Genomic DNA, 17,493 nt, shown 5'->3' with positions numbered 1-17,493 from the left:
CCAATCAATTAACCTCATTTAACAGGGTAATATTCTTTATCCTGTTATCATTTTTGTTCATGTACTACATTTTTGCATGCTAATTTCGAAAAACGTCTCTTTTCTCGCTCAAATTCCAAAACAAGCAAGCTAATTACCGTAAATAGCCGTAGACTAGCTTGATACATAATCATGAAAGGAATATGCCATGAACTACCCACTTGATCTGATATTCAACAACATTGTCCCTGTTGTTCTCTTTATCCTTGTTGTTGTGATATTAAAAAGCAGCATTAAATTTGTGCCACAAAACCAGGCCTGGGTGGTAGAACGATTTGGTAAGTTCCAATCAACTAAAATCGCCGGCATTAACTTCATCATTCCTTTTATTGATCGTATTTCAGCCATTCGCAGCTTAAAAGAGCAAGCTCAAGACGTCCCTTCTCAATCGGCGATTACCCGAGATAATATTTCATTAGTGGTCGATGGCGTGCTGTATTTCCGTGTACTCGACGCATACAAAGCCACCTATGGCGTTGATGATTATGCCTTTGCGGTAACGCAATTAGCGCAGACTACGATGCGTTCCGAGCTTGGTAAAATGGAGCTTGATAAAACCTTTGAAGAGCGTGATGTATTAAATACCAACATCGTTTCGGCTATCAACATTGCCGCAGAACCTTGGGGAATCCAAGTGCTGCGTTATGAAATTAAAGACATTGTGCCGCCACAATCTATCATGGAATCGATGGAAGCTCAGATGAAAGCAGAACGTGTTAAGCGTGCGCAAATCTTAGAATCAGAAGGCGATCGTCAAGCGGCAATCAACGTTGCTGAAGGTAAAAAACAAGCGCAAGTATTGGCAGCTGAAGCCGATAAAACCGAACAAATATTGAAAGCTGAAGGGGAAGCCAAAGCCATTATTGCTGTCGCCAACGCACAAGCTGAAGCACTCAAAACCATTGGTGATGCTGCGAACACAGAAGAAGGTCAAAAAGCGATTCAACTTGATCTTGCAACCAAAGCGATTGAAGCGAAACATGCGATTGCCAAAGAGTCTTCAGTGGTACTTCTACCAGACAGCGGTACCGATGCCAGTTCACTGGTTGCGCAAGGTATGTCTATTATTAACTCATTAAACAAGCAGAATAAGGCTTAACTTATGGATTGGATTGTTAGCTATTTACCACAAGTCTTAATGACTGTTGGCGTGATTGCGCTGATTGTTGAAGTGGTGGTGCTTGGCTTTGCCACTTTCATTTTTTTCTTTATCGGCCTGTCGTTAGTGATTAGTGGTTTTTGCATGTATATGGGGTGGATCGACGCCACCCTTCACTATGCATTATGGACCAATATCATTTTAACCATCGTGTTTGCATTGGTGTTATGGCGTCCATTTAAGCAATTACAAAACCGTCAAACCAAGCAAGATTATCAATCAGATTTTGCCCAACAAACCTTTGTACTAAAAGGTGATGTGAATTCGACAAGTGATGATGTCACACACGCTTATTCAGGTATTCATTGGAAAGTCCGTAGCATGCAACCTTTACGCGAAGGACAAACCGTGAAAGTGGTGAAAATGGAAGTCGGTGTTATGTGGGTAGAAGCGATTAACGATTAACAGTATTTAATATCCACCAAACAAAATAAAAAGCGATGAACCTTACATAGATTCATCGCTTTTTTAATGATGGGAGTCATCAATAAGTACCGCTTTGTACACTGAAGTAAACCGCAGCAAACAGCCCGGCAAAAACCAGTACAGTAAGAAGCACTTTTAACCAAATAAATTTCATAACTAAACCGAAATGAATCAAATTAGCGTTAGGTTACTCAATTACCGGCTCAATGAAAAGCATCGATAATTCACTATACCGCTTCAAGTGTCCCATTGCGCCACGGTTCAATCACTACTTTTATATGGTGGTTTGGTGACATTAATTGATCAAATGCATTCGGTACACCATCAATACCGACCTTTCCCGTTACCATACTTTGCCAAGGAATATCTCCTGCCGCTAAAGCTTCTAAGCACTCTGCAAATTCATGTGGTTGATAGTAGTAAGAAAAACGAATATCAAGTTCTTTTACCGTTGCATAAGCATAGTTAACCGATGCATCAGCGGTATGAACACCAGTGATAATCAATTTAGCGTTCGCTGGCGCTCGTTGAATAAAACCACGGATCAAAGTATGAATGCCAACACATTCAAAAATCACTAACCGCCCTTCTTGAACGGCATCAGCAAACGCGACTTCATCTTGATCTCGATTATTGACGGTATGTGTGGCTCCAAACGTTGAGGCTTGTTGCAGCTTATCTTCTTGTAAATCAGCCGCGACAATCGCTTTAATACCTCGGCGTTTTAACGCTGAAATCACCGCAAGACCAATCGGCCCACAACCAACCACCAACGCCGTATCATGCTCACCAATCTCACTCCGATTAACCGCATGCAGACCGACGGCAAGAGGTTCAGTCAACGCCACCGCTTCGGGTGCAACCCCTTCAGGCACGGGCAATAGCAAAGCCTCATCCAAAATAAAGTATTCCGAATAAGCCCCAGACAATCCGGGAGTAACGCCTATTCCTGCCCCGTGTTGCGACATTAAAATAGGTACAGATGTCACGCGCTGTCCAACGGCTAGGGTTTGTTGGGTATCAGGGCCAAACTCCACAATCTCAGCACAAAACTCATGACCTAACATCACTGGCGTTTGATCATCTTGTGCGTCGGTCATAATCCCGAGTTCACGGTAAAATTTAAAGATCTCACTGGTGTGTCGAGTAATATGTAAATCGGAACCACAAATACCGCAACTTAAACTCCGAACCAATACTTGTCCGGAAACAGGTTTAGGTACCGGCGCTTGCTGCAGTGTGACAACACCATCCTGCATCGCAATCGCATTCATCATTTTCATGGAAATCTCTCCTAGTGAATTAATCTGTACTCAACTTAGCAAGACCACCCGGTTTGAAGTAGCGAGGGACTAAACCTTGAGATTGAGCTGCGGCAATCACTACCTGCTCAATCCAACCCGCATCCATGATATTCATCAAGTTGCCGTCTTCATCAAAATTAATATTCGCGCCACTCACAACCATGAAACCATCGGCTCCTTCAGAATCTTCAGGACAATGGAAGGTATGAATCGAACCACCGGGCTCATACAAATAGCTACCAGCGACTTGAGGTTGATCTGGATACTCTAAGTAATTCCAACAACCACTTAATGTGTAGAAATGCACAACGCCAGTATGGAAATGTTTCGGCAATGTCACGCCCGGTTTAAATTTGGCACGCAATACCCAGGTGCCATTTTCAACGTCTAAAAATAATGGATAAATATCAACGCCAGGTAATGCATCTTTCACCACCTTCTCTTCGTTGGTATTTAAGCTCAGTAATAGGTCTTGATGATTAATCACGTCAGGTAGGCTCATATTATCTTCCTTGTTATTATGCTTTAGGGGCTTTTAACCTAATTATTGTTATCGCTTTTTATTATTCACGCTTTGAACGTTATTGGATTTTATCGAGTAATGGATATTTAAAATTCTCAAATCCATCAGATGCCGATACCGTTGTGCCATTGATACAATTCGCTTCGTCACTGGCGAGGAACGCCACAACATTGGCAATTTCTTGAGGCTGAGTCATGGTGTCACGCATCTGTTCCTTGCGAATATGCTCCCACAAACCAATCGCTTCATATTGGCGTAGCATCGGAGTATCAACACGCCCCGGAGCCACGGCACATACGCGAATGCCTAACGGTGCTAGCTCTAACGCGGCACATTTGGTCATCATGTCTACCGCGGCTTTACTCACGTTATAAGTGAAGGTTAATTCCGCTGCCATTTGCCCATATACCGACGAAGTATTAATAATCACACCTTGAGTCGATTGAGCTTGGAACTGACGAGCGGCTGCCAAAATACCGTAATACACCCCATATTGATTCACTTGCGTAATAGGATCGAAATCGGCACGTGGATCATGTTGCAGTAATGGCTTCGGTGCACCAATACCGGCATTGTTAACCATGATATCCAGTTGACCGAATTGTTCGGCGGCTTGTTTGACCATGCCTTCTACTTGCTGAAAATCTGTAACATCCACTGCTAGCGATTTCACTTTTTCTGACCCATAACTATCAAAGACTTTCAAAGCCTCGGATGAAATATCAACCGCAACCACTTTAGCGCCTTCGGAAGTGAGTTTTTCAATGATCGCTTGACCGATTCCACCAGCCGCACCCGTCACAATGGCAACTTTATTAACTAAACGCATCTCGCCCTTCCTTGTTATTCGATTCTTATTAGAATGATTCGCAACACCATTCCCTTAAAAAAGCATGTCGCTTATTTCGCCAACTTGCTTGTTAACGAATTGTTATTCAATCTAGGTCAATAACGTGAACTTTACTTGATTATTTACGATGGAAAGTTGATATATTGCGAATTCAAACTTGCCTTAAATCACAGGATTCACCATGCACCTAGTACGAAGTGGCGCGGCATCACACTTTGAAAAGCTGGTTTTAGAACTTGGACAGAACCCGATCCAATTAATGCATCAGGTAGGGTTAAGGCAGGCTGAATTTCGTGATCCGAATACTTATATTTCTTATGCCAAACTGGCTGAATTGCTCTACCTCACCGCTTTACAAACTAACCAGCCATTATTTGGTTTAATGTTGGCACAGCGACAAACTCAAGAAGTGTTAGGCGATCTCCCCATGTTGGTTTCGCGTATGGAAACGGTGGAAATGGCGCTAATCAAGGCCAATGAATATCTTTATTTACATGCTTATGGCGTACAAGTAAAAATGCGCAGTAAAGGTGAATACATTCAATTAAAACTGGCGCTTAATCTTGATACTGACGTTAACCTTGAAGCCGTCATGCAACTCAGTGTCTATCATCTAGCCCTATTTGTCGCTGGGCTACTCAATGTTAACGTTCAGTCTCTAACGCTCCATTTTCAGCAAGCTGAACCCGTTAACAATCCCGAATACCAAGAGCAACATCGTGCTTTACTCTTTTCTCAATCCTTTAATGGCATACAGTTAAAAAGCACCCAACTCGCTCTCCGCAATCATCGAGATGAAGAAGCGTTGAATCAATTAATCACCGCTCGTTTGAAAAAATTACAACAACGCTATCCAGAAGATTTAGCGGATCAAGTGAAAGATTTAATCCGCCATTTGTTACCCACGGGAGAGTGCTGTATCGAGCGTATTGCCAATGCACTCGGCATGCACCATCGTAGTTTACAAACACAATTAAAGGCACGAGGACAAAATTATCGAACCTTACTCCTGCAAACTCGACAAGATATCGCCAAGCACCAACTTCTGCATGGCAAATACACCATTACCGAACTCGCCCTACAACTTGGTTATGTCGACATTGCAGTGTTCAGTCGCCATTTCAAACAATGGACAGGTCTATCCCCCAGCCAGTGGCAAAAACAACGAACAAAGGAGTGATGTTGATATTGAGATCAAACCAATCGCATTCCCATAGAATTATGAAGATGCTAAAGTTCTCGCAACATACCAATTAAGTAGAAAAAAATGGAAGAAATTTATTTAGCGGGCGGGTGTCTCTGGGGCGTACAAGAATTCATTAAATACGTGCCGGGAGTCGTGGATACCCAAGCAGGACGGGCGAATGGCCACAGTCAATCGACCCAATCAGACTATGACGGGTATGCTGAATGTGTACGAGTACGTTTTGAACCTGACCAGATCACGGTTTCTCAGATCATGGATGCCCTGTTTGAAATCATTGACCCATACAGCGTCAACAAACAAGGGCCAGATGTCGGATTAAAATATCGCACTGGTGTTTATAGCTTAAATGAACAACACCTTATTGAAGCCAAGCGCTATATTTTACAACGTCAAGATGCCGACAAAATCAAAATCGAAGTGCTGCCGCTCACCCATTACATTGCGAGTGATGACGAACATCAGCACCACCTAACCCATCACCCTGAAAATCATTATTTATGCCACATCCCGTGGGATTTACTGCATAAATACAAAAGTGAATAAGCCAAGCAACTAAGCGACAAACAGGCAGGTTTACTCAAAAGCCTCGAGTGGTGTGTTAAAAATTTGGTGTAAAAGCAAAAGCGATCGCAAGTTAGCGCTTCCCAAAAACTATGAACTAGGGACGATTACTCCCCCATCACTGCGATTCGCTGATCTTTACATTCATACGACGCCATTTCGAACTCGCGACAAATCCACGGACGGTTTTCGTAAATGGTGCACATAAAGGTTTCGCGGTCTAACGCCGAGCACCAGCCATCTTCTAAACGGCGCATGGTCTCACCCCCCCATTGATCAAATGAAATATGCTCTTCTGGCACTCCCGTCTCACTAATGATCATCACTTCTAATCGACAGCAACAGGCTTGGCAATTCGAACAAGTGACTTCTTTGGGCGGGGTAACATCTTTAATTGGAATGGTCATGAAGATCTTCAGTTAAGGCAATATGGCAATTGTACGCTAATTCATAATTAATTACTGGTATTCAGTCTTCACGATAAAAGGAATTGGTAATTATGAGCCGTCTTGGTATAGCAAAAGCCAATGCTTTGATAAAACTGATGAGAGCTTTCACGTTGTGCATTAGAGCGTACAACCATCCTCGATAGCCCCATCGTTATTGCCCATTCGGCAGCAGAGCGAACCAGTTGTTTTGCCACACCTAAACGACGAAACCCTTCCCCGACAACCAAGCCGGTAATTTCCGCTTTATAACCAGCTTCTAATGAAATGCGTTTTTCAACCACCAGCCAACCACACACCTGCTGTTGTTCGGCCACAGCCACAAAAACCTGATGAATTTCTGACTTTAATAGGTCGCTTAACCACTCTGCTGTTTGTTGCTCGGTGACCTCATAACCGAGTTGGCGGCTCAATTTCGCCAAATTGCTCGCTTGCTCTAATTGAGCGGGTTTAATCGTTATTATCATCCATTATTCTCCGACGAGTGAATCCATCGATTATAGCCAACCAAAATCATCATGATGAAAAAAATTCATGTCGATCATGAGTAAACTGCGATTGAACAAATGTCCATACAAGCAGAGTATTTAGCCATCTAGACGGTTTAACGTCTTTTATTTAAGGATAGAATCATGGCAGTCGATAACAGCATTCAAATCAACCCCACTCTCACTCCCTTTTTCTCCGATCAAGTCGGAAGTTTATTACGCAGTGAAGCGCTAAAAGTCGCTCGTCTACAAAAGCAAAATGGTGAAATCTCCGAACAGCAATTGCGCGCAATCCAGCAAGAAGAAATAAAGTCACATGTACAAAAACAAAAAGACTCCGGCCTTAAAGCCATTACCGATGGTGAATACTCTCGCGCTTGGTGGCACTTTGATTTTCTCGAAGGATTAAACGGTGTCATTGGTTATGAACCTGATTCGCCTTTACCTTTTAAAGGTACAAAACCAAAAGTACATAGCATCAAAGTGACCGATAAAATTCGCTTTTCTCAAACTCATCCGTTTTTACAAGATTTTGAGTTTTTAAACTCATTGGTTGATAACAAAAACCATATTGCTAAACAAACAATACCAAGCCCAAACATGCTTTTCTTACGTGGAAAAAATGAAGCCTCCTGCTATCAAAACAATCTAGAAGCCTACCTATCTGACCTTATTCAGGCCTACCAAGAGGCTATCCAATCTTTCTATGATCTTGGCTGCCGCTACTTACAGCTTGATGATACTGCCTGGGCCCTATTTTTCTCTGAAACAGGCATCAATGGATTAGAAGAATTAGGTTATACCGTTGAACAAACCTTAGATATCTTCACTCGACTGATTAATGAATCCATCAAAAATAAACCGAGTGATATGCTCATCACTATGCATATTTGTCGCGGCAATTTCCGCTCAACCTATTTTGGTTCTGGTGGATATGATGCTGCTGCGGAAACCATCTTTGGCGAGTTAAAGGTAGACGGTCTATTTCTTGAATTTGACGATGAACGTTCTGGTGGATTCGAACCATTGAAATACGTACAGAGAAAAGATTTATTTGTCACGCTTGGTTTGGTTACCTCCAAAACACCGGAATTAGAGCCAAAAGCATTGATCAAAAAACGTATTGAAGAAGCATCGCAATATTTAGATTTAGCTCAACTGCGTCTTAGCCCACAATGCGGATTTGCTTCAACCGAAGAAGGTAACCTTCTTAGTGAACAAGATCAGTGGAACAAACTAAAACATGTCGTCGATATAGCTGAAGAGGTATGGGGACAATAGCTTTAAAAACGATGTCCTTACAAGCTAACCCAATGGCATCGCGTTGTCATTGGGTTGCATTTTTCATAGATCAACAATCATATTAAAGCCACCATAAATTAAACGCTTACCATCAAATGGCATGGGATTATTTTCAGGATCCATTCTTGGGTCATTCATCATTTTCTGCCAACCAGCATTTCGACTCTCTTTTGATGGCCATACCACCCATGAAAAGACAATCGTTTCATCTTGCTTAGCCTTAACAGCCATAGGGAATGAAGTCACTTCGCCTTCTGGAACTTCTTCACCCCAAGCTTCAACAACCTGTAATGCTCCAAAATATTTAAACATCTCAGCAGCAAGCGTGGCATGTTTAATATATTTTTCTTTATTTTCAGTCGGTACGGCGACCACAAAACCATCAACGTAGGACATGAGCCTATTCCTCCTAATGAATTCAACCTAACAAAGATAGTTCAGATAAAACTAAAGACATAATCGCTAGGAGCAAATCGAAAAACTCACACTAACGTGCGCAAAATCACTTGTTCTTATGAAACTCAAGATAATGATTTAGCGTATCTACCATCAAAAATGACATTTAACAATTTGTAAAATAAAGAAAAATAAAACAAACAACACTCTCCATGCATTTCATAGCCGAGCTCAAGGTATCTTCCTGTGATCGCACTCTCTACTCTTCTAGCCTCTTCCATTTACACTGCCATACGACCACAACCAAAGAACCACTCAACGGTTGAGCCTTCTATTCATTCCAGCTTATTGATAGAACAGCACAGCATGAGCGGCGGTCTTAACTTTACCCCTGAAACATCCTTTCTTTATCAACAACCCACTTTTAAGGATAAAAATATGAAATATTGGCTATTCATTCTCTTTGCCGCTTTTAACCTGCATGCCCAAGAAGTAAACCAAGATACTTTAACCAAAAATGGTGACAAAAATACAAGTGCAGTGCCTTTATACGGAGCAGAAATATACAGTTTAGATACGGTTCATTTCGGTAAATTTGTGATTAAAATGAAATTACTATCCAAACCTGGAACCGTATCGTCTTTCTTCACCTATGATAACCAGTCTTGGCAAGGCGAAGGTCGACCATGGCGTGAGATCGATATTGAAGCGATCGGCATTAAACCGGACGTATTACAGACAAATTTAATAACTGGCACTTTAGATAAAAGGATTCATTCTGAAAACAAACACGCTGTCGCGAACTTAACCGACTTTCATACTTATACTTTAGAGTGGACGCCAAATTATATTAGCTGGCAAGTTGATAACACCTTGATTCACAAAGAAACCGCTGAAAAATCTCAACAAGTCATTGATATGCGCGATACCCCTCAAACCTATCGAATGAATGTATGGATTTCCGAGGCGATTGGTTGGGTAGGAAAATTTGACCCTGCATCACTTCCCGCTTACCAAGTGATCGATTGGATTGAATACTATCAATATGAACCTGACGGCAGTTACAAACTTGCATGGCGTGATGACTTCACAACTTTTGATAACAAGCGCTGGGCAAAAGGTGATTGGGGCTTCCCGGGTAACCTTGTGACATTTTCACCTGAGAATGCTTTTATTAAAGATGGAAAGTTAATGCTAATGCTGAGCGCTAAAGCCGATGGAGCTAATTCAACTCAATAATCACTTTTAGCCTGCCACCATAAAAACCAGTATTTCTTAGTACTGGTTTTTAATGGCCAGCATATGCAGTTAGATGAATCGCGCAAAGATAACGAAAAACAAGTACCGACCTCATGCCGATTTTTAGATGGGAATGACTCTTTAAAGAGATGAGGATACGTTGTTCTGCTCGGCAATAAATGCGATTGCCTCATCATTTAAGCAAGATTTGCTGATATATTGGCGCTGTTTACCTATATGAAAAATAAAGCCTAAATCACTTTGTTGGACTTGGTCGATGTCATCCCAAGCTATGCTACGACTATTTGCAGCGCTTTCATAACGCACACCATTTGCATCGACTTGAAATATCACTTTACTATCAGAACCTGTGCTGTAGGTTTGTCGCCACACCCACCAGGCTCTCTTAAAATAAACACTAAGTACTTCAATAATACTCAATGTAATAAAGAACCAACCAAGGTAACTGTTAGGTAATAAATCCAATTTAACGACAATCACCCCAAAAACGAGAAAAAACATCGCTTTTAAATAGGATTTAGGAAACGTAGAAGGTCGACTTGTTTGGTCATAGCACTCTTCAAAAAAAGGTTTATTGAGGGTGTATTCGGTAGTGAAATCAAAATCTTTAGACATATAGGGTTACTTTGAGATTTTCTGTGAGTGAGTATTCCATGCTGCGATCTTGCAACTCGAGCATTGTATCGCTTATCGGTGCTTTTCTTTAGCTATTTAGCTCCCCCTTTTTGTAAACCAATAATACCAACTATGCCTGCTCTCACTGTAGCCACAGGATCTAACCTGCTAAGTCATCATTAAACTTGACGTTATCAATAACAAAATCTTTCATGAATATGACTGAAAAAAGTGTGTCTAATGGAAATATTGAACAACCATATCGACGATATATTTGACTAAGAAGTGACAATGCTTAATTCGATGTTGCTGAGTCAACCACGACAAAAACAGATGAATATGAAAATAATCAATTATCCAGATCACTTGCAAAAACTGAGTATTCTTTTTACCGCTCTCGTTCTTGTGATACTAACCGGATGCACCTCAACTTCGGCAATCGGCGGCTCTAAAACCAAGGAGTATACCCACTCACATGCTCTTATTGGCCAAGCCTCGTGGTATGGCAACAGGTTCCATGGGAAACTGACGGCAAGTGGTGAAACGTATAATATGAATGCTTACACTTCAGCTCATAAAAGCTTGCCATTTGGGACTATCGTTAGGGTAACCAATACGGTCAATAATAAGTCTGTCGATGTGAAAATTAACGATAGAGGCCCCTATGTAAAAGGCCGAGTTATTGATCTTTCTTATCAAGCATTTACACAAATCGGCAACATCAAGAAAGGAACTGTCCCCGTCAAAATAGAAATTATTGATGATAGTAATACCTTTAGGTATAAGCACTAGTCTCTATTTAATTGAAGTTAAGGTTTTCATGGACAGAGGCCTCTTAGCTCAAATCACTTAGTGGCATAATTTCGGATAGGAAAAAATATATTGGCACCTTAAACGTTTGTTATGCTTGTGGTTCGGAAACCACAATACTGTCATTTGCCCTTATGTACATCAAATGCTTGTCGTAAAAGCCGTTTCTCACACAGCCATGTTGCAACGCTTTTTTGTAGATTGAAGCCACAAATATATCGGCTACGCTAAAGTCGTTACCCACTGCAAATCCTGACTCACAACAGATCGATGTACTTAACTTTTCTAAGCACCGCATAATCCAGTCACCACGAAGTTCGCGCTTTGACGTCTCATCTAACTCTGGACGCATGAACCTTAATACTGTTCTGTTTTGGGGAGAGTGAATACTGGAGTTTACGTACTCACAAACTCTGCGAATGCGCGTTTTTTCATTGAGACTTTTGCCAAATAAGCCTGGGATAGGAAATCGTTCTTCCAAATACTCAATAATTGCCATTGATTCAGAAAAAACCGAACCATCGATACAAAGAGATGGAACATAGCCAAAAGGATTTATATCTAGGTATGTTGTCGTTAGTTCGTCAGAGCCGATCTCAATTCTATCGTAATGTATACCCTTAAAATTGAGTACCCACTCCACCCTTTCAGAGCTATTCGAGCCTTTTGCACCATACAGCGAAACTTCCATATATCCTCCCGAAAAACATAACGCCCGCATTTGCGGCTGGTTTGTAGCGCAGCGGAAAAACAGTCCGGCAACATGCGTTTGTTAGGTGTTTTCTAGCACATACTCTGCGGCATTAATATTGTCCAATGTGTTCTCAACGAGTTTCTTATATAAATCAAAATGTATGGAAGAATACTCCAGTTTGTGAATCTCGTTGAGATAAAAATATTGTTCAAAATTTCCCTTGTAAACCGCAAGCCTCTCATGGGCGCAGTCTCTCTCAAATCTTGCCATCTCAATCAACTCATCAATCGGCAAAGGGACATTTATAAATATTCGCCCATCATAACGCCATGCATTTTTTTTGATCTCGTACTCCCACATTGTTAAATATCCTGAATCTCTATAGATTTTGGATATTTGCTGGTCATGCACTGGATTCTCAATTACATGCTGTGTAATTTGATCAAGAGTCTGAATATCTTTTTTAGTTAGCTTTCTAACTTTTGAAAGAATTTCATTTGTTATATATGACTGCTTCTCAATCGGATTTTCACTGTTCGCAAAGCTGATTTCTTCATTTGTGGCTTTTCTTGCTTTCCCTGGAACCTCTTGAATACATTGAGATTCGAGAATTTCCTGAGGCGTACAAAAAGATGCAGTATCTACTAACTTAACGCCAGCATATTCGTATGCTTGTGCTACAAGCCTAGAGCAAAACTGCCTATTCTCATTTTCCTTCTTACTTGCCTTCAGCTTTAGCTTTACATTGACTGCACTTTTTACAGAGTACGTAGTTCCTATCTTCGATCTCGAGAAAATACATGCTTGGTTTACTGTTTCTTTATCACATTTGACCCTCAAAACAGTCACGTTTTCAGGTGCTTCAAACAGAAGCCTTTGCAGATTACCTGAATGAACACCGTTAGCATCAGAATGTATATAGCTACCAGAACCTACATAAAGAATTGCATGTGAGAAATCACTTCCAGTCGATTTTCTTACAACTTTGCTAGTTGCCGAATTTTCACTTGTAAGAAGAATATCGCCCTTCTCTAATTCGCTAATGGGGATTATGTACAATAGTTCGCTCCATACTTGATAAAACACATAACAGTGTATTAGCAAGAAACTCGGATAAACCCAAAGATTTTTCCCACACGTTCACTGCTAATCAATTCATTTAACACCATAAAGTACTCTAATGATGCATTTTTAAAAGCAATTAGCCGATTTTATGTGACGTAGAAAGCGAGAGCTAGATTTAGCGAACCAATTGTTACAGTGATGAATGCACCGACAATAAAAACATCATTAATTAACAATTAGTTATAACCTTATTTGATAAGCACTATCTAGAAAAGGGAGTTATTGGTGATCGCTTGTTGTTTCGCTGTATATATTCAATATGTATGTGATTAATCTTAGTTAACATGAGAATAACAGCGCCAAAGATTAGCTCTTCCCCTTGGTAGATGAAGCCTCTTGGCAGCAGAGGTCGATATAAGGGGAAGCTGGATGGGGTTGGTTACTCCAAACTACTTTAGGGCATCAATGCGTTAATCTCCCCACCGTCACCCCGCACATGAACCTAAGTGAAGAAGATATGGGGTCTCGCTTTCACGTAAGTGTTATTAGTGTAATAGATTTCGGATAACTCGTACCTCGTTTCTGAAATAACGCACTTGAAGGTAGTAAAGCCTTGATGGCAAGTATTTTTTCATTGGTAAAGAAAGGAAGTTGTTTCACGGCTTTGGCTAGGTAAGCGATAACACTCATCACATTGAATAAGCATGATCTTGTTTCAACACAGGAGCGATTGCTAGATGGAATAACTAATGAGACAGCCGGATTATACTAGTCATGATACAAGCAAAAAATAGAATGAATGGTCGTTCGGCAATAAAGTAGTTTTGAGGTATAGGCTTTTGATTTTAGGAATTGGGGTTTTGCAGGATTTTTACAAACGCTAGATAGGTGGAAGCCCCAGCCACATCCCGGCACACACGTCATTCGCTGTGGCTGCTCCCTTCCGGGCCTGACCAAGTTCACGAACTAGTATTGCGGGAGGACCAGGGCCTCCATTGATTTTGTATCTCAGCCACTCAAACTTAGGATGCCTAAGTAACTGGAGTGCGCTGATTATGTCGAATCACGAGTAGCAATGCAAGGTGAAAGTGTCATTGCTTGCTTGTTTGCTTAACATTTCATCAGTTATCTTTATTATGATGAGAAGTTAGCCTTAGCCATGTACATTTCTTTATCGGCTAGATGTAAGACGTCATCAATTTCCATCATTTTTTCACGGAAGCGAGAAACCCCACACGACGTCGTCACATCAATAAAGACTTGACCATCAATATCAACGGTAAAGCTTTGTAGTTCATTGAGTACTGATTGAAGTTTTCTATCAGACAGTTCACCCACCAAGACAAACTCATCGCCACCAAGACGGAATGCTGCGCCAGGCCAATGTTGTAAAATAAGCTCTGCTAACTGCTGTAATACGGCGTCACCAGCATTGTGTCCATAAGTGTCATTGATCACTTTAAATTTATTCACATCGAGATAAACCAATGTTATTCGCGTCGGAATCCCGCTGGCATATTTTTGATACAGTGCGCGGCGGTTTTTCAGTTGCGTTAAATTATCCGTAATGGCTTGACGATAAACAAAACCAATGACCACTAGCATGAACACAATACTCAAAGTAAACACTGACCACACAATGTAATTGGTTCTTTGTTCTTTTTGTAAAATAGAGCGCCAGTTTGGTTGCACATAATAGTGCTGAATGATTGCCGAGCGATCAATCAAGCTTTGAGCCGCACTAAATAATTCCGCTAACTGCTGACCTTTGTCTGTTTTTGGAAAAGCAAAGCCCAATGGTGTTTTTTGAAACACGCCAATATCGGCATCTTCTTCCGTTGAAAAGTCCGCCGTATTTTCAACCAACATCTGGATATAGTTTGGTCGATTTAAAATAACATAATCCACTTTACCTTCTTTCAAGGCTTGGATTTGATCTTCACGCGTTTCCATACGGTATAATTTTTTACCCGGCAGCAAATTGGTCAACAGTTGATCATAATAGTCACCACGAACCACACTGATTTTTTCTATGACCATTTCCGATAGGCTTTTATAGATACCTTCTTTATAACCTGTTCGCTTTACCACCACGCTTTCGGTATCAAAGAAAGGCTGGCTAAAGTACATACTGTCTTTTCGATTATTCGAGATCACCATCGGTCCTAGCACATCAATTTTATTATTCAGCAAATCAGATAACATGCCGGTCCACTGATCCCCTGGCTGACTGACAATCTCGCAATAAAACCCTAAAATTTGACAGCTTTTATTTAATACATCGACGGCCACCCCTTGAGGCTTTCCATCCGCTTGGTATTTCGATAATACGGTGACATTTTCGAGCTTTACCTTCAACGTTGTCGTGGTGTCGACTCCGGTACGAGCCACCCTCTTTCTCAATGCGCCTAATTGATACTCATACTGATAAGCTTCCGTTATTTGGCGAAGTGTTTTTTGCATCTCCGGTGTATGCAGGTAATCAACCATCGCATTTAATAAGGCCGCGTTTTGACCTTTACCCGTCGCAATCCCCACAGGCTGAATCGGCAAGACTGAATTCAACATTTGAGCGCTGATGCCATCATTAAGAAATCGTTTTAATTTCGAAATGCCATCAATCACCCCATCCACTTCGCCTTTATTTAGCATATTCAAAGCTTGTGGGTAATTGGAAAAACTGACCACCTTAATCTGAGGATAATGCTCTTTGAGAAATTGCTCAAAAATCAAGTTATCTGCAACGGCAATAGAATGAACTTTACTTAAAGATTTATTCATTGAAAACTTGGGAAGCGTATACAGATAGGTATATTCCATATTCGTCGGTGGTGAAATATCAAAGTATTTTTCACGCTCCTGAGAATAAGTCACATTCGGGGCGAAATCGGTCGTATTATTTTTTAGCGCATCCAAAATACCACTGAACTGGTCGTAATAGATATAATTCACTTTAAGTTGAAAATGCTTAGCAAGTTCATCGAAAACAATTTTGCTTCCGATGTCATCTTTCACCAAAGCTACTTGGTAAGATTTTTCATGATGCGGCGTGATATTTTCTGCATTGACGTGAGCAGGAAACATTGAAAGGAAAAAAGAACAACCAACCAGCAGAGCAAGTAACAAAGGATTCACCACGTATTAAGCGTACTTTATGCCCAACGATTCCTTGTCGAAACATATTGAAACCATAATTTAGACGATAAATTATATAGAGTAAAAAAAAGCATATCCAACTTTTGCACAGTTTTAGACATATAAGTTGATCAATGACATTATTTACTCGCAAATACGATTCAGGCAGATGATGATTATCGATTCGACCTTTCGCTAAATCTATTTAATGCGCCTTAACTTATAACATAAACATAATAAAGTGAGTCGAAAACCATTAGCCATTAGCCATTAGCCATTAGCCATTAAAATTTTAAGTTTTTATTTCTATATGCGCTCTTTAATTACGGTAAATATTTCAGATCATGACATCATTTGAAGAACACATTTTTTATACTTTAAATCAGGTTCCATACGGAAAAGTGAGTACTTACGGCATGATTGCAAAGGCTGCAGGTTATCCGGGCTATGCACGCCATGTTGGCCGTTTACTGGCGAACTTACCAGAAGGTTCTAAATTACCTTGGTATAGAGTCATCAACAGCCAAGGTAAGATTTCATTAAAAGGAAATGATATGGAGCGACAAAAAGCCAAGTTATTAATGGAAGGTGTTGACGTGAGTAGTAGTGGTAGAATTAATTTAAAAAAATATCTGTGGCAATCTTAACGATTACCTACAGATATTGTGTTTTCAGCAATAATTAACGTACACCGATCATCATCAATTGAACCTTTTGGGTTTTATTTGCATCGGTAATTACTGGTGTAAAAGTATCCGTTGTAAAACGTAATTTTCCATCAACGGCAATTTTTGCTCTTACGTTATATCGATGGTTTGGCACGATTTTACTCGCATCGTAATCAAGCTTAAATTCAAATGGTACTTGCTTTCCGCCAGTAACAAATGAGTCTGTCGCGATCACTTCTGCCGCTTTATCCGCTAATGACACATCTTCTAATGTCACCGAAACAACCGCTGTATCAGGCAAAGCTATACGTTCACGATAAAGTACGCTCCCAGTGATACTTTGAAGGTTAACAGCCTCATTAGTACTTTGCATAGCCACAGCAGACGTATCCGCATTGTTCGTTGTGCAACCTGTCATTGCCGCCCCCATAACAATTGATGAAATCAACAATAATGACTTTTTCATGTTCTTCCTTAGTAAATTTTATTGATGTAAATATCAAGTAGCCTTGTAATATGAAGCTCACAAGCTAATAATTGGACAA

19 protein-coding genes and 1 other RNA gene are annotated in these 17,493 nt (G+C 40.7%); 8 read left to right on the top strand and 12 right to left on the bottom strand.

Annotated elements, in window-relative coordinates:
- The first annotated feature begins 187 nt into the window (after positions 1-187).
- A complete protein-coding gene (locus VRUMOI_RS05330) occupies positions 188-1,138 on the top strand; it encodes an SPFH domain-containing protein (protein ID WP_089138606.1) in 951 nt (316 codons plus the stop codon).
- Positions 1,139-1,141: 3 nt separating this feature from the next.
- Complete coding sequence (locus VRUMOI_RS05325) at positions 1,142-1,603, top strand: NfeD family protein (RefSeq protein WP_089138605.1); 462 nt, start codon at positions 1,142-1,144, stop codon at positions 1,601-1,603.
- A gap of 248 nt (positions 1,604-1,851) precedes the next feature.
- On the opposite strand, the gene VRUMOI_RS05320 is transcribed toward VRUMOI_RS05325, so the two are convergent.
- From VRUMOI_RS05320 to VRUMOI_RS05310, 3 genes are all read right to left on the bottom strand, one after another.
- Positions 1,852-2,907, bottom strand: coding sequence for a zinc-binding dehydrogenase (locus tag VRUMOI_RS05320; RefSeq protein ID WP_089138604.1), 1,056 nt, complete (start codon positions 2,905-2,907; stop codon positions 1,852-1,854).
- Between the two features lie 19 nt (positions 2,908-2,926).
- Entirely contained in the window at positions 2,927-3,430 is a 504-nt protein-coding gene (locus VRUMOI_RS05315) for a 2,4'-dihydroxyacetophenone dioxygenase family protein (protein WP_089138603.1), read from the bottom strand.
- A 79-nt stretch (positions 3,431-3,509) separates the two neighbouring features.
- A complete protein-coding gene (locus tag VRUMOI_RS05310) occupies positions 3,510-4,280 on the bottom strand; it encodes an SDR family NAD(P)-dependent oxidoreductase (protein WP_089138602.1) in 771 nt (256 codons plus the stop codon).
- 202 nt (positions 4,281-4,482) lie between these two features.
- Here VRUMOI_RS05310 and VRUMOI_RS05305 point away from each other — a divergent pair, with 202 nt between their 5' ends.
- Both VRUMOI_RS05305 and VRUMOI_RS05300 read left to right on the top strand, forming a co-directional pair.
- A complete protein-coding gene (locus VRUMOI_RS05305; RefSeq protein WP_089138601.1) occupies positions 4,483-5,481 on the top strand; it encodes an AraC family transcriptional regulator in 999 nt (332 codons plus the stop codon).
- Positions 5,482-5,568: 87 nt separating this feature from the next.
- Positions 5,569-6,051: a peptide-methionine (S)-S-oxide reductase gene (locus VRUMOI_RS05300; protein ID WP_089138600.1), complete on the top strand. Its 483-nt coding sequence runs from the start codon at positions 5,569-5,571 to the stop codon at positions 6,049-6,051.
- A 125-nt stretch (positions 6,052-6,176) separates the two neighbouring features.
- Here VRUMOI_RS05300 and VRUMOI_RS05295 read toward each other — a convergent pair whose 3' ends face one another.
- Both VRUMOI_RS05295 and VRUMOI_RS05290 read right to left on the bottom strand, forming a co-directional pair.
- A complete protein-coding gene (locus VRUMOI_RS05295; RefSeq protein WP_089138599.1) occupies positions 6,177-6,476 on the bottom strand; it encodes a YkgJ family cysteine cluster protein in 300 nt (99 codons plus the stop codon).
- Between the two features lie 68 nt (positions 6,477-6,544).
- A complete protein-coding gene (locus VRUMOI_RS05290; protein WP_089138598.1) occupies positions 6,545-6,982 on the bottom strand; it encodes a GNAT family N-acetyltransferase in 438 nt (145 codons plus the stop codon).
- Positions 6,983-7,147: 165 nt separating this feature from the next.
- Between VRUMOI_RS05290 and VRUMOI_RS05285 the strand changes: the two genes are divergently transcribed.
- Entirely contained in the window at positions 7,148-8,284 is a 1,137-nt protein-coding gene (locus VRUMOI_RS05285; RefSeq protein WP_089138597.1) for a 5-methyltetrahydropteroyltriglutamate--homocysteine S-methyltransferase, read from the top strand.
- A 63-nt stretch (positions 8,285-8,347) separates the two neighbouring features.
- Here the strand turns inward: VRUMOI_RS05285 and VRUMOI_RS05280 are convergent, their stop codons facing one another.
- The gene (locus VRUMOI_RS05280; protein WP_089138596.1) at positions 8,348-8,701 is read right to left on the bottom strand and encodes a DUF1428 domain-containing protein; all 354 of its coding nucleotides are present in this window, start codon (positions 8,699-8,701) and stop codon (positions 8,348-8,350) included.
- Positions 8,702-9,139: 438 nt separating this feature from the next.
- Between VRUMOI_RS05280 and VRUMOI_RS05275 the strand changes: the two genes are divergently transcribed.
- Positions 9,140-9,940: a family 16 glycosylhydrolase gene (locus VRUMOI_RS05275; protein ID WP_089138595.1), complete on the top strand. Its 801-nt coding sequence runs from the start codon at positions 9,140-9,142 to the stop codon at positions 9,938-9,940.
- A 141-nt stretch (positions 9,941-10,081) separates the two neighbouring features.
- On the opposite strand, the gene VRUMOI_RS05270 is transcribed toward VRUMOI_RS05275, so the two are convergent.
- Positions 10,082-10,576 (bottom strand): YcxB family protein, encoded by a 495-nt coding sequence (locus VRUMOI_RS05270; RefSeq protein ID WP_089138594.1) that lies wholly within the window; start codon positions 10,574-10,576, stop codon positions 10,082-10,084.
- A 339-nt stretch (positions 10,577-10,915) separates the two neighbouring features.
- On the opposite strand from VRUMOI_RS05270, the gene VRUMOI_RS05265 reads away from it, so the two are divergent.
- Positions 10,916-11,368, top strand: a complete 453-nt coding sequence (locus VRUMOI_RS05265) for a septal ring lytic transglycosylase RlpA family protein (RefSeq protein WP_089138757.1) — start codon at positions 10,916-10,918, stop codon at positions 11,366-11,368.
- 109 nt (positions 11,369-11,477) lie between these two features.
- Here VRUMOI_RS05265 and VRUMOI_RS05260 read toward each other — a convergent pair whose 3' ends face one another.
- From VRUMOI_RS05260 to VRUMOI_RS05245, 4 genes are all read right to left on the bottom strand, one after another.
- Positions 11,478-12,077 carry a glutathione S-transferase family protein gene (locus tag VRUMOI_RS05260; RefSeq protein WP_089138593.1) on the bottom strand — a complete coding sequence of 200 codons (600 nt, stop codon included), beginning with the start codon at positions 12,075-12,077 and terminating at the stop codon, positions 11,478-11,480.
- Positions 12,078-12,158: 81 nt separating this feature from the next.
- Positions 12,159-13,139 carry a YiiX/YebB-like N1pC/P60 family cysteine hydrolase gene (locus VRUMOI_RS05255; protein ID WP_089138592.1) on the bottom strand — a complete coding sequence of 327 codons (981 nt, stop codon included), beginning with the start codon at positions 13,137-13,139 and terminating at the stop codon, positions 12,159-12,161.
- Between the two features lie 898 nt (positions 13,140-14,037).
- Positions 14,038-14,134, bottom strand: an RNA gene (gene ffs / locus VRUMOI_RS05250) — signal recognition particle sRNA small type.
- Positions 14,135-14,279: 145 nt separating this feature from the next.
- Positions 14,280-16,271 (bottom strand): GGDEF domain-containing protein, encoded by a 1,992-nt coding sequence (locus VRUMOI_RS05245; protein WP_162598341.1) that lies wholly within the window; start codon positions 16,269-16,271, stop codon positions 14,280-14,282.
- A 353-nt stretch (positions 16,272-16,624) separates the two neighbouring features.
- On the opposite strand from VRUMOI_RS05245, the gene VRUMOI_RS05240 reads away from it, so the two are divergent.
- Positions 16,625-16,927, top strand: coding sequence for an MGMT family protein (locus tag VRUMOI_RS05240; protein WP_089138590.1), 303 nt, complete (start codon positions 16,625-16,627; stop codon positions 16,925-16,927).
- Between the two features lie 34 nt (positions 16,928-16,961).
- Here the strand turns inward: VRUMOI_RS05240 and VRUMOI_RS05235 are convergent, their stop codons facing one another.
- On the bottom strand, positions 16,962-17,414 hold the full coding sequence (locus tag VRUMOI_RS05235; protein WP_089138589.1) for a YbaY family lipoprotein: 453 nt from the start codon (positions 17,412-17,414) through the stop codon (positions 16,962-16,964).
- Between the last annotated feature and the right edge of the window lie 79 nt (positions 17,415-17,493).

Origin of the sequence: Vibrio rumoiensis, assembly GCF_002218045.2 — a bacterium.
Taxonomy (GTDB): Bacteria; Pseudomonadota; Gammaproteobacteria; order Enterobacterales; family Vibrionaceae; genus Vibrio; species Vibrio rumoiensis.
The sequence above is the reverse complement of the archived record's forward strand: the minus strand, read 5'-3'. Positions and strand labels throughout refer to the sequence as shown.

Excerpts from the sequence above, each read along its gene's own strand:
- VRUMOI_RS05330 (WP_089138606.1), top strand. The coding sequence starts at position 188 with ATGAACTACCCACTTGATCTGATATTCAACAACATTGTCCCTGTTGTT.
- VRUMOI_RS05325 (WP_089138605.1), top strand. The coding sequence starts at position 1,142 with ATGGATTGGATTGTTAGCTATTTACCACAAGTCTTAATGACTGTTGGC.
- VRUMOI_RS05320 (WP_089138604.1), bottom strand. The coding sequence starts at position 2,907 with ATGAAAATGATGAATGCGATTGCGATGCAGGATGGTGTTGTCACACTG.
- VRUMOI_RS05315 (WP_089138603.1), bottom strand. The coding sequence starts at position 3,430 with ATGAGCCTACCTGACGTGATTAATCATCAAGACCTATTACTGAGCTTA.
- VRUMOI_RS05310 (WP_089138602.1), bottom strand. The coding sequence starts at position 4,280 with ATGCGTTTAGTTAATAAAGTTGCCATTGTGACGGGTGCGGCTGGTGGA.
- VRUMOI_RS05305 (WP_089138601.1), top strand. The coding sequence starts at position 4,483 with ATGCACCTAGTACGAAGTGGCGCGGCATCACACTTTGAAAAGCTGGTT.
- VRUMOI_RS05300 (WP_089138600.1), top strand. The coding sequence starts at position 5,569 with ATGGAAGAAATTTATTTAGCGGGCGGGTGTCTCTGGGGCGTACAAGAA.
- VRUMOI_RS05295 (WP_089138599.1), bottom strand. The coding sequence starts at position 6,476 with ATGACCATTCCAATTAAAGATGTTACCCCGCCCAAAGAAGTCACTTGT.
- VRUMOI_RS05290 (WP_089138598.1), bottom strand. The coding sequence starts at position 6,982 with ATGATAATAACGATTAAACCCGCTCAATTAGAGCAAGCGAGCAATTTG.
- VRUMOI_RS05285 (WP_089138597.1), top strand. The coding sequence starts at position 7,148 with ATGGCAGTCGATAACAGCATTCAAATCAACCCCACTCTCACTCCCTTT.
- VRUMOI_RS05280 (WP_089138596.1), bottom strand. The coding sequence starts at position 8,701 with ATGTCCTACGTTGATGGTTTTGTGGTCGCCGTACCGACTGAAAATAAA.
- VRUMOI_RS05275 (WP_089138595.1), top strand. The coding sequence starts at position 9,140 with ATGAAATATTGGCTATTCATTCTCTTTGCCGCTTTTAACCTGCATGCC.
- VRUMOI_RS05270 (WP_089138594.1), bottom strand. The coding sequence starts at position 10,576 with ATGTCTAAAGATTTTGATTTCACTACCGAATACACCCTCAATAAACCT.
- VRUMOI_RS05265 (WP_089138757.1), top strand. The coding sequence starts at position 10,916 with ATGAAAATAATCAATTATCCAGATCACTTGCAAAAACTGAGTATTCTT.
- VRUMOI_RS05260 (WP_089138593.1), bottom strand. The coding sequence starts at position 12,077 with ATGGAAGTTTCGCTGTATGGTGCAAAAGGCTCGAATAGCTCTGAAAGG.
- VRUMOI_RS05240 (WP_089138590.1), top strand. The coding sequence starts at position 16,625 with ATGACATCATTTGAAGAACACATTTTTTATACTTTAAATCAGGTTCCA.
- VRUMOI_RS05235 (WP_089138589.1), bottom strand. The coding sequence starts at position 17,414 with ATGAAAAAGTCATTATTGTTGATTTCATCAATTGTTATGGGGGCGGCA.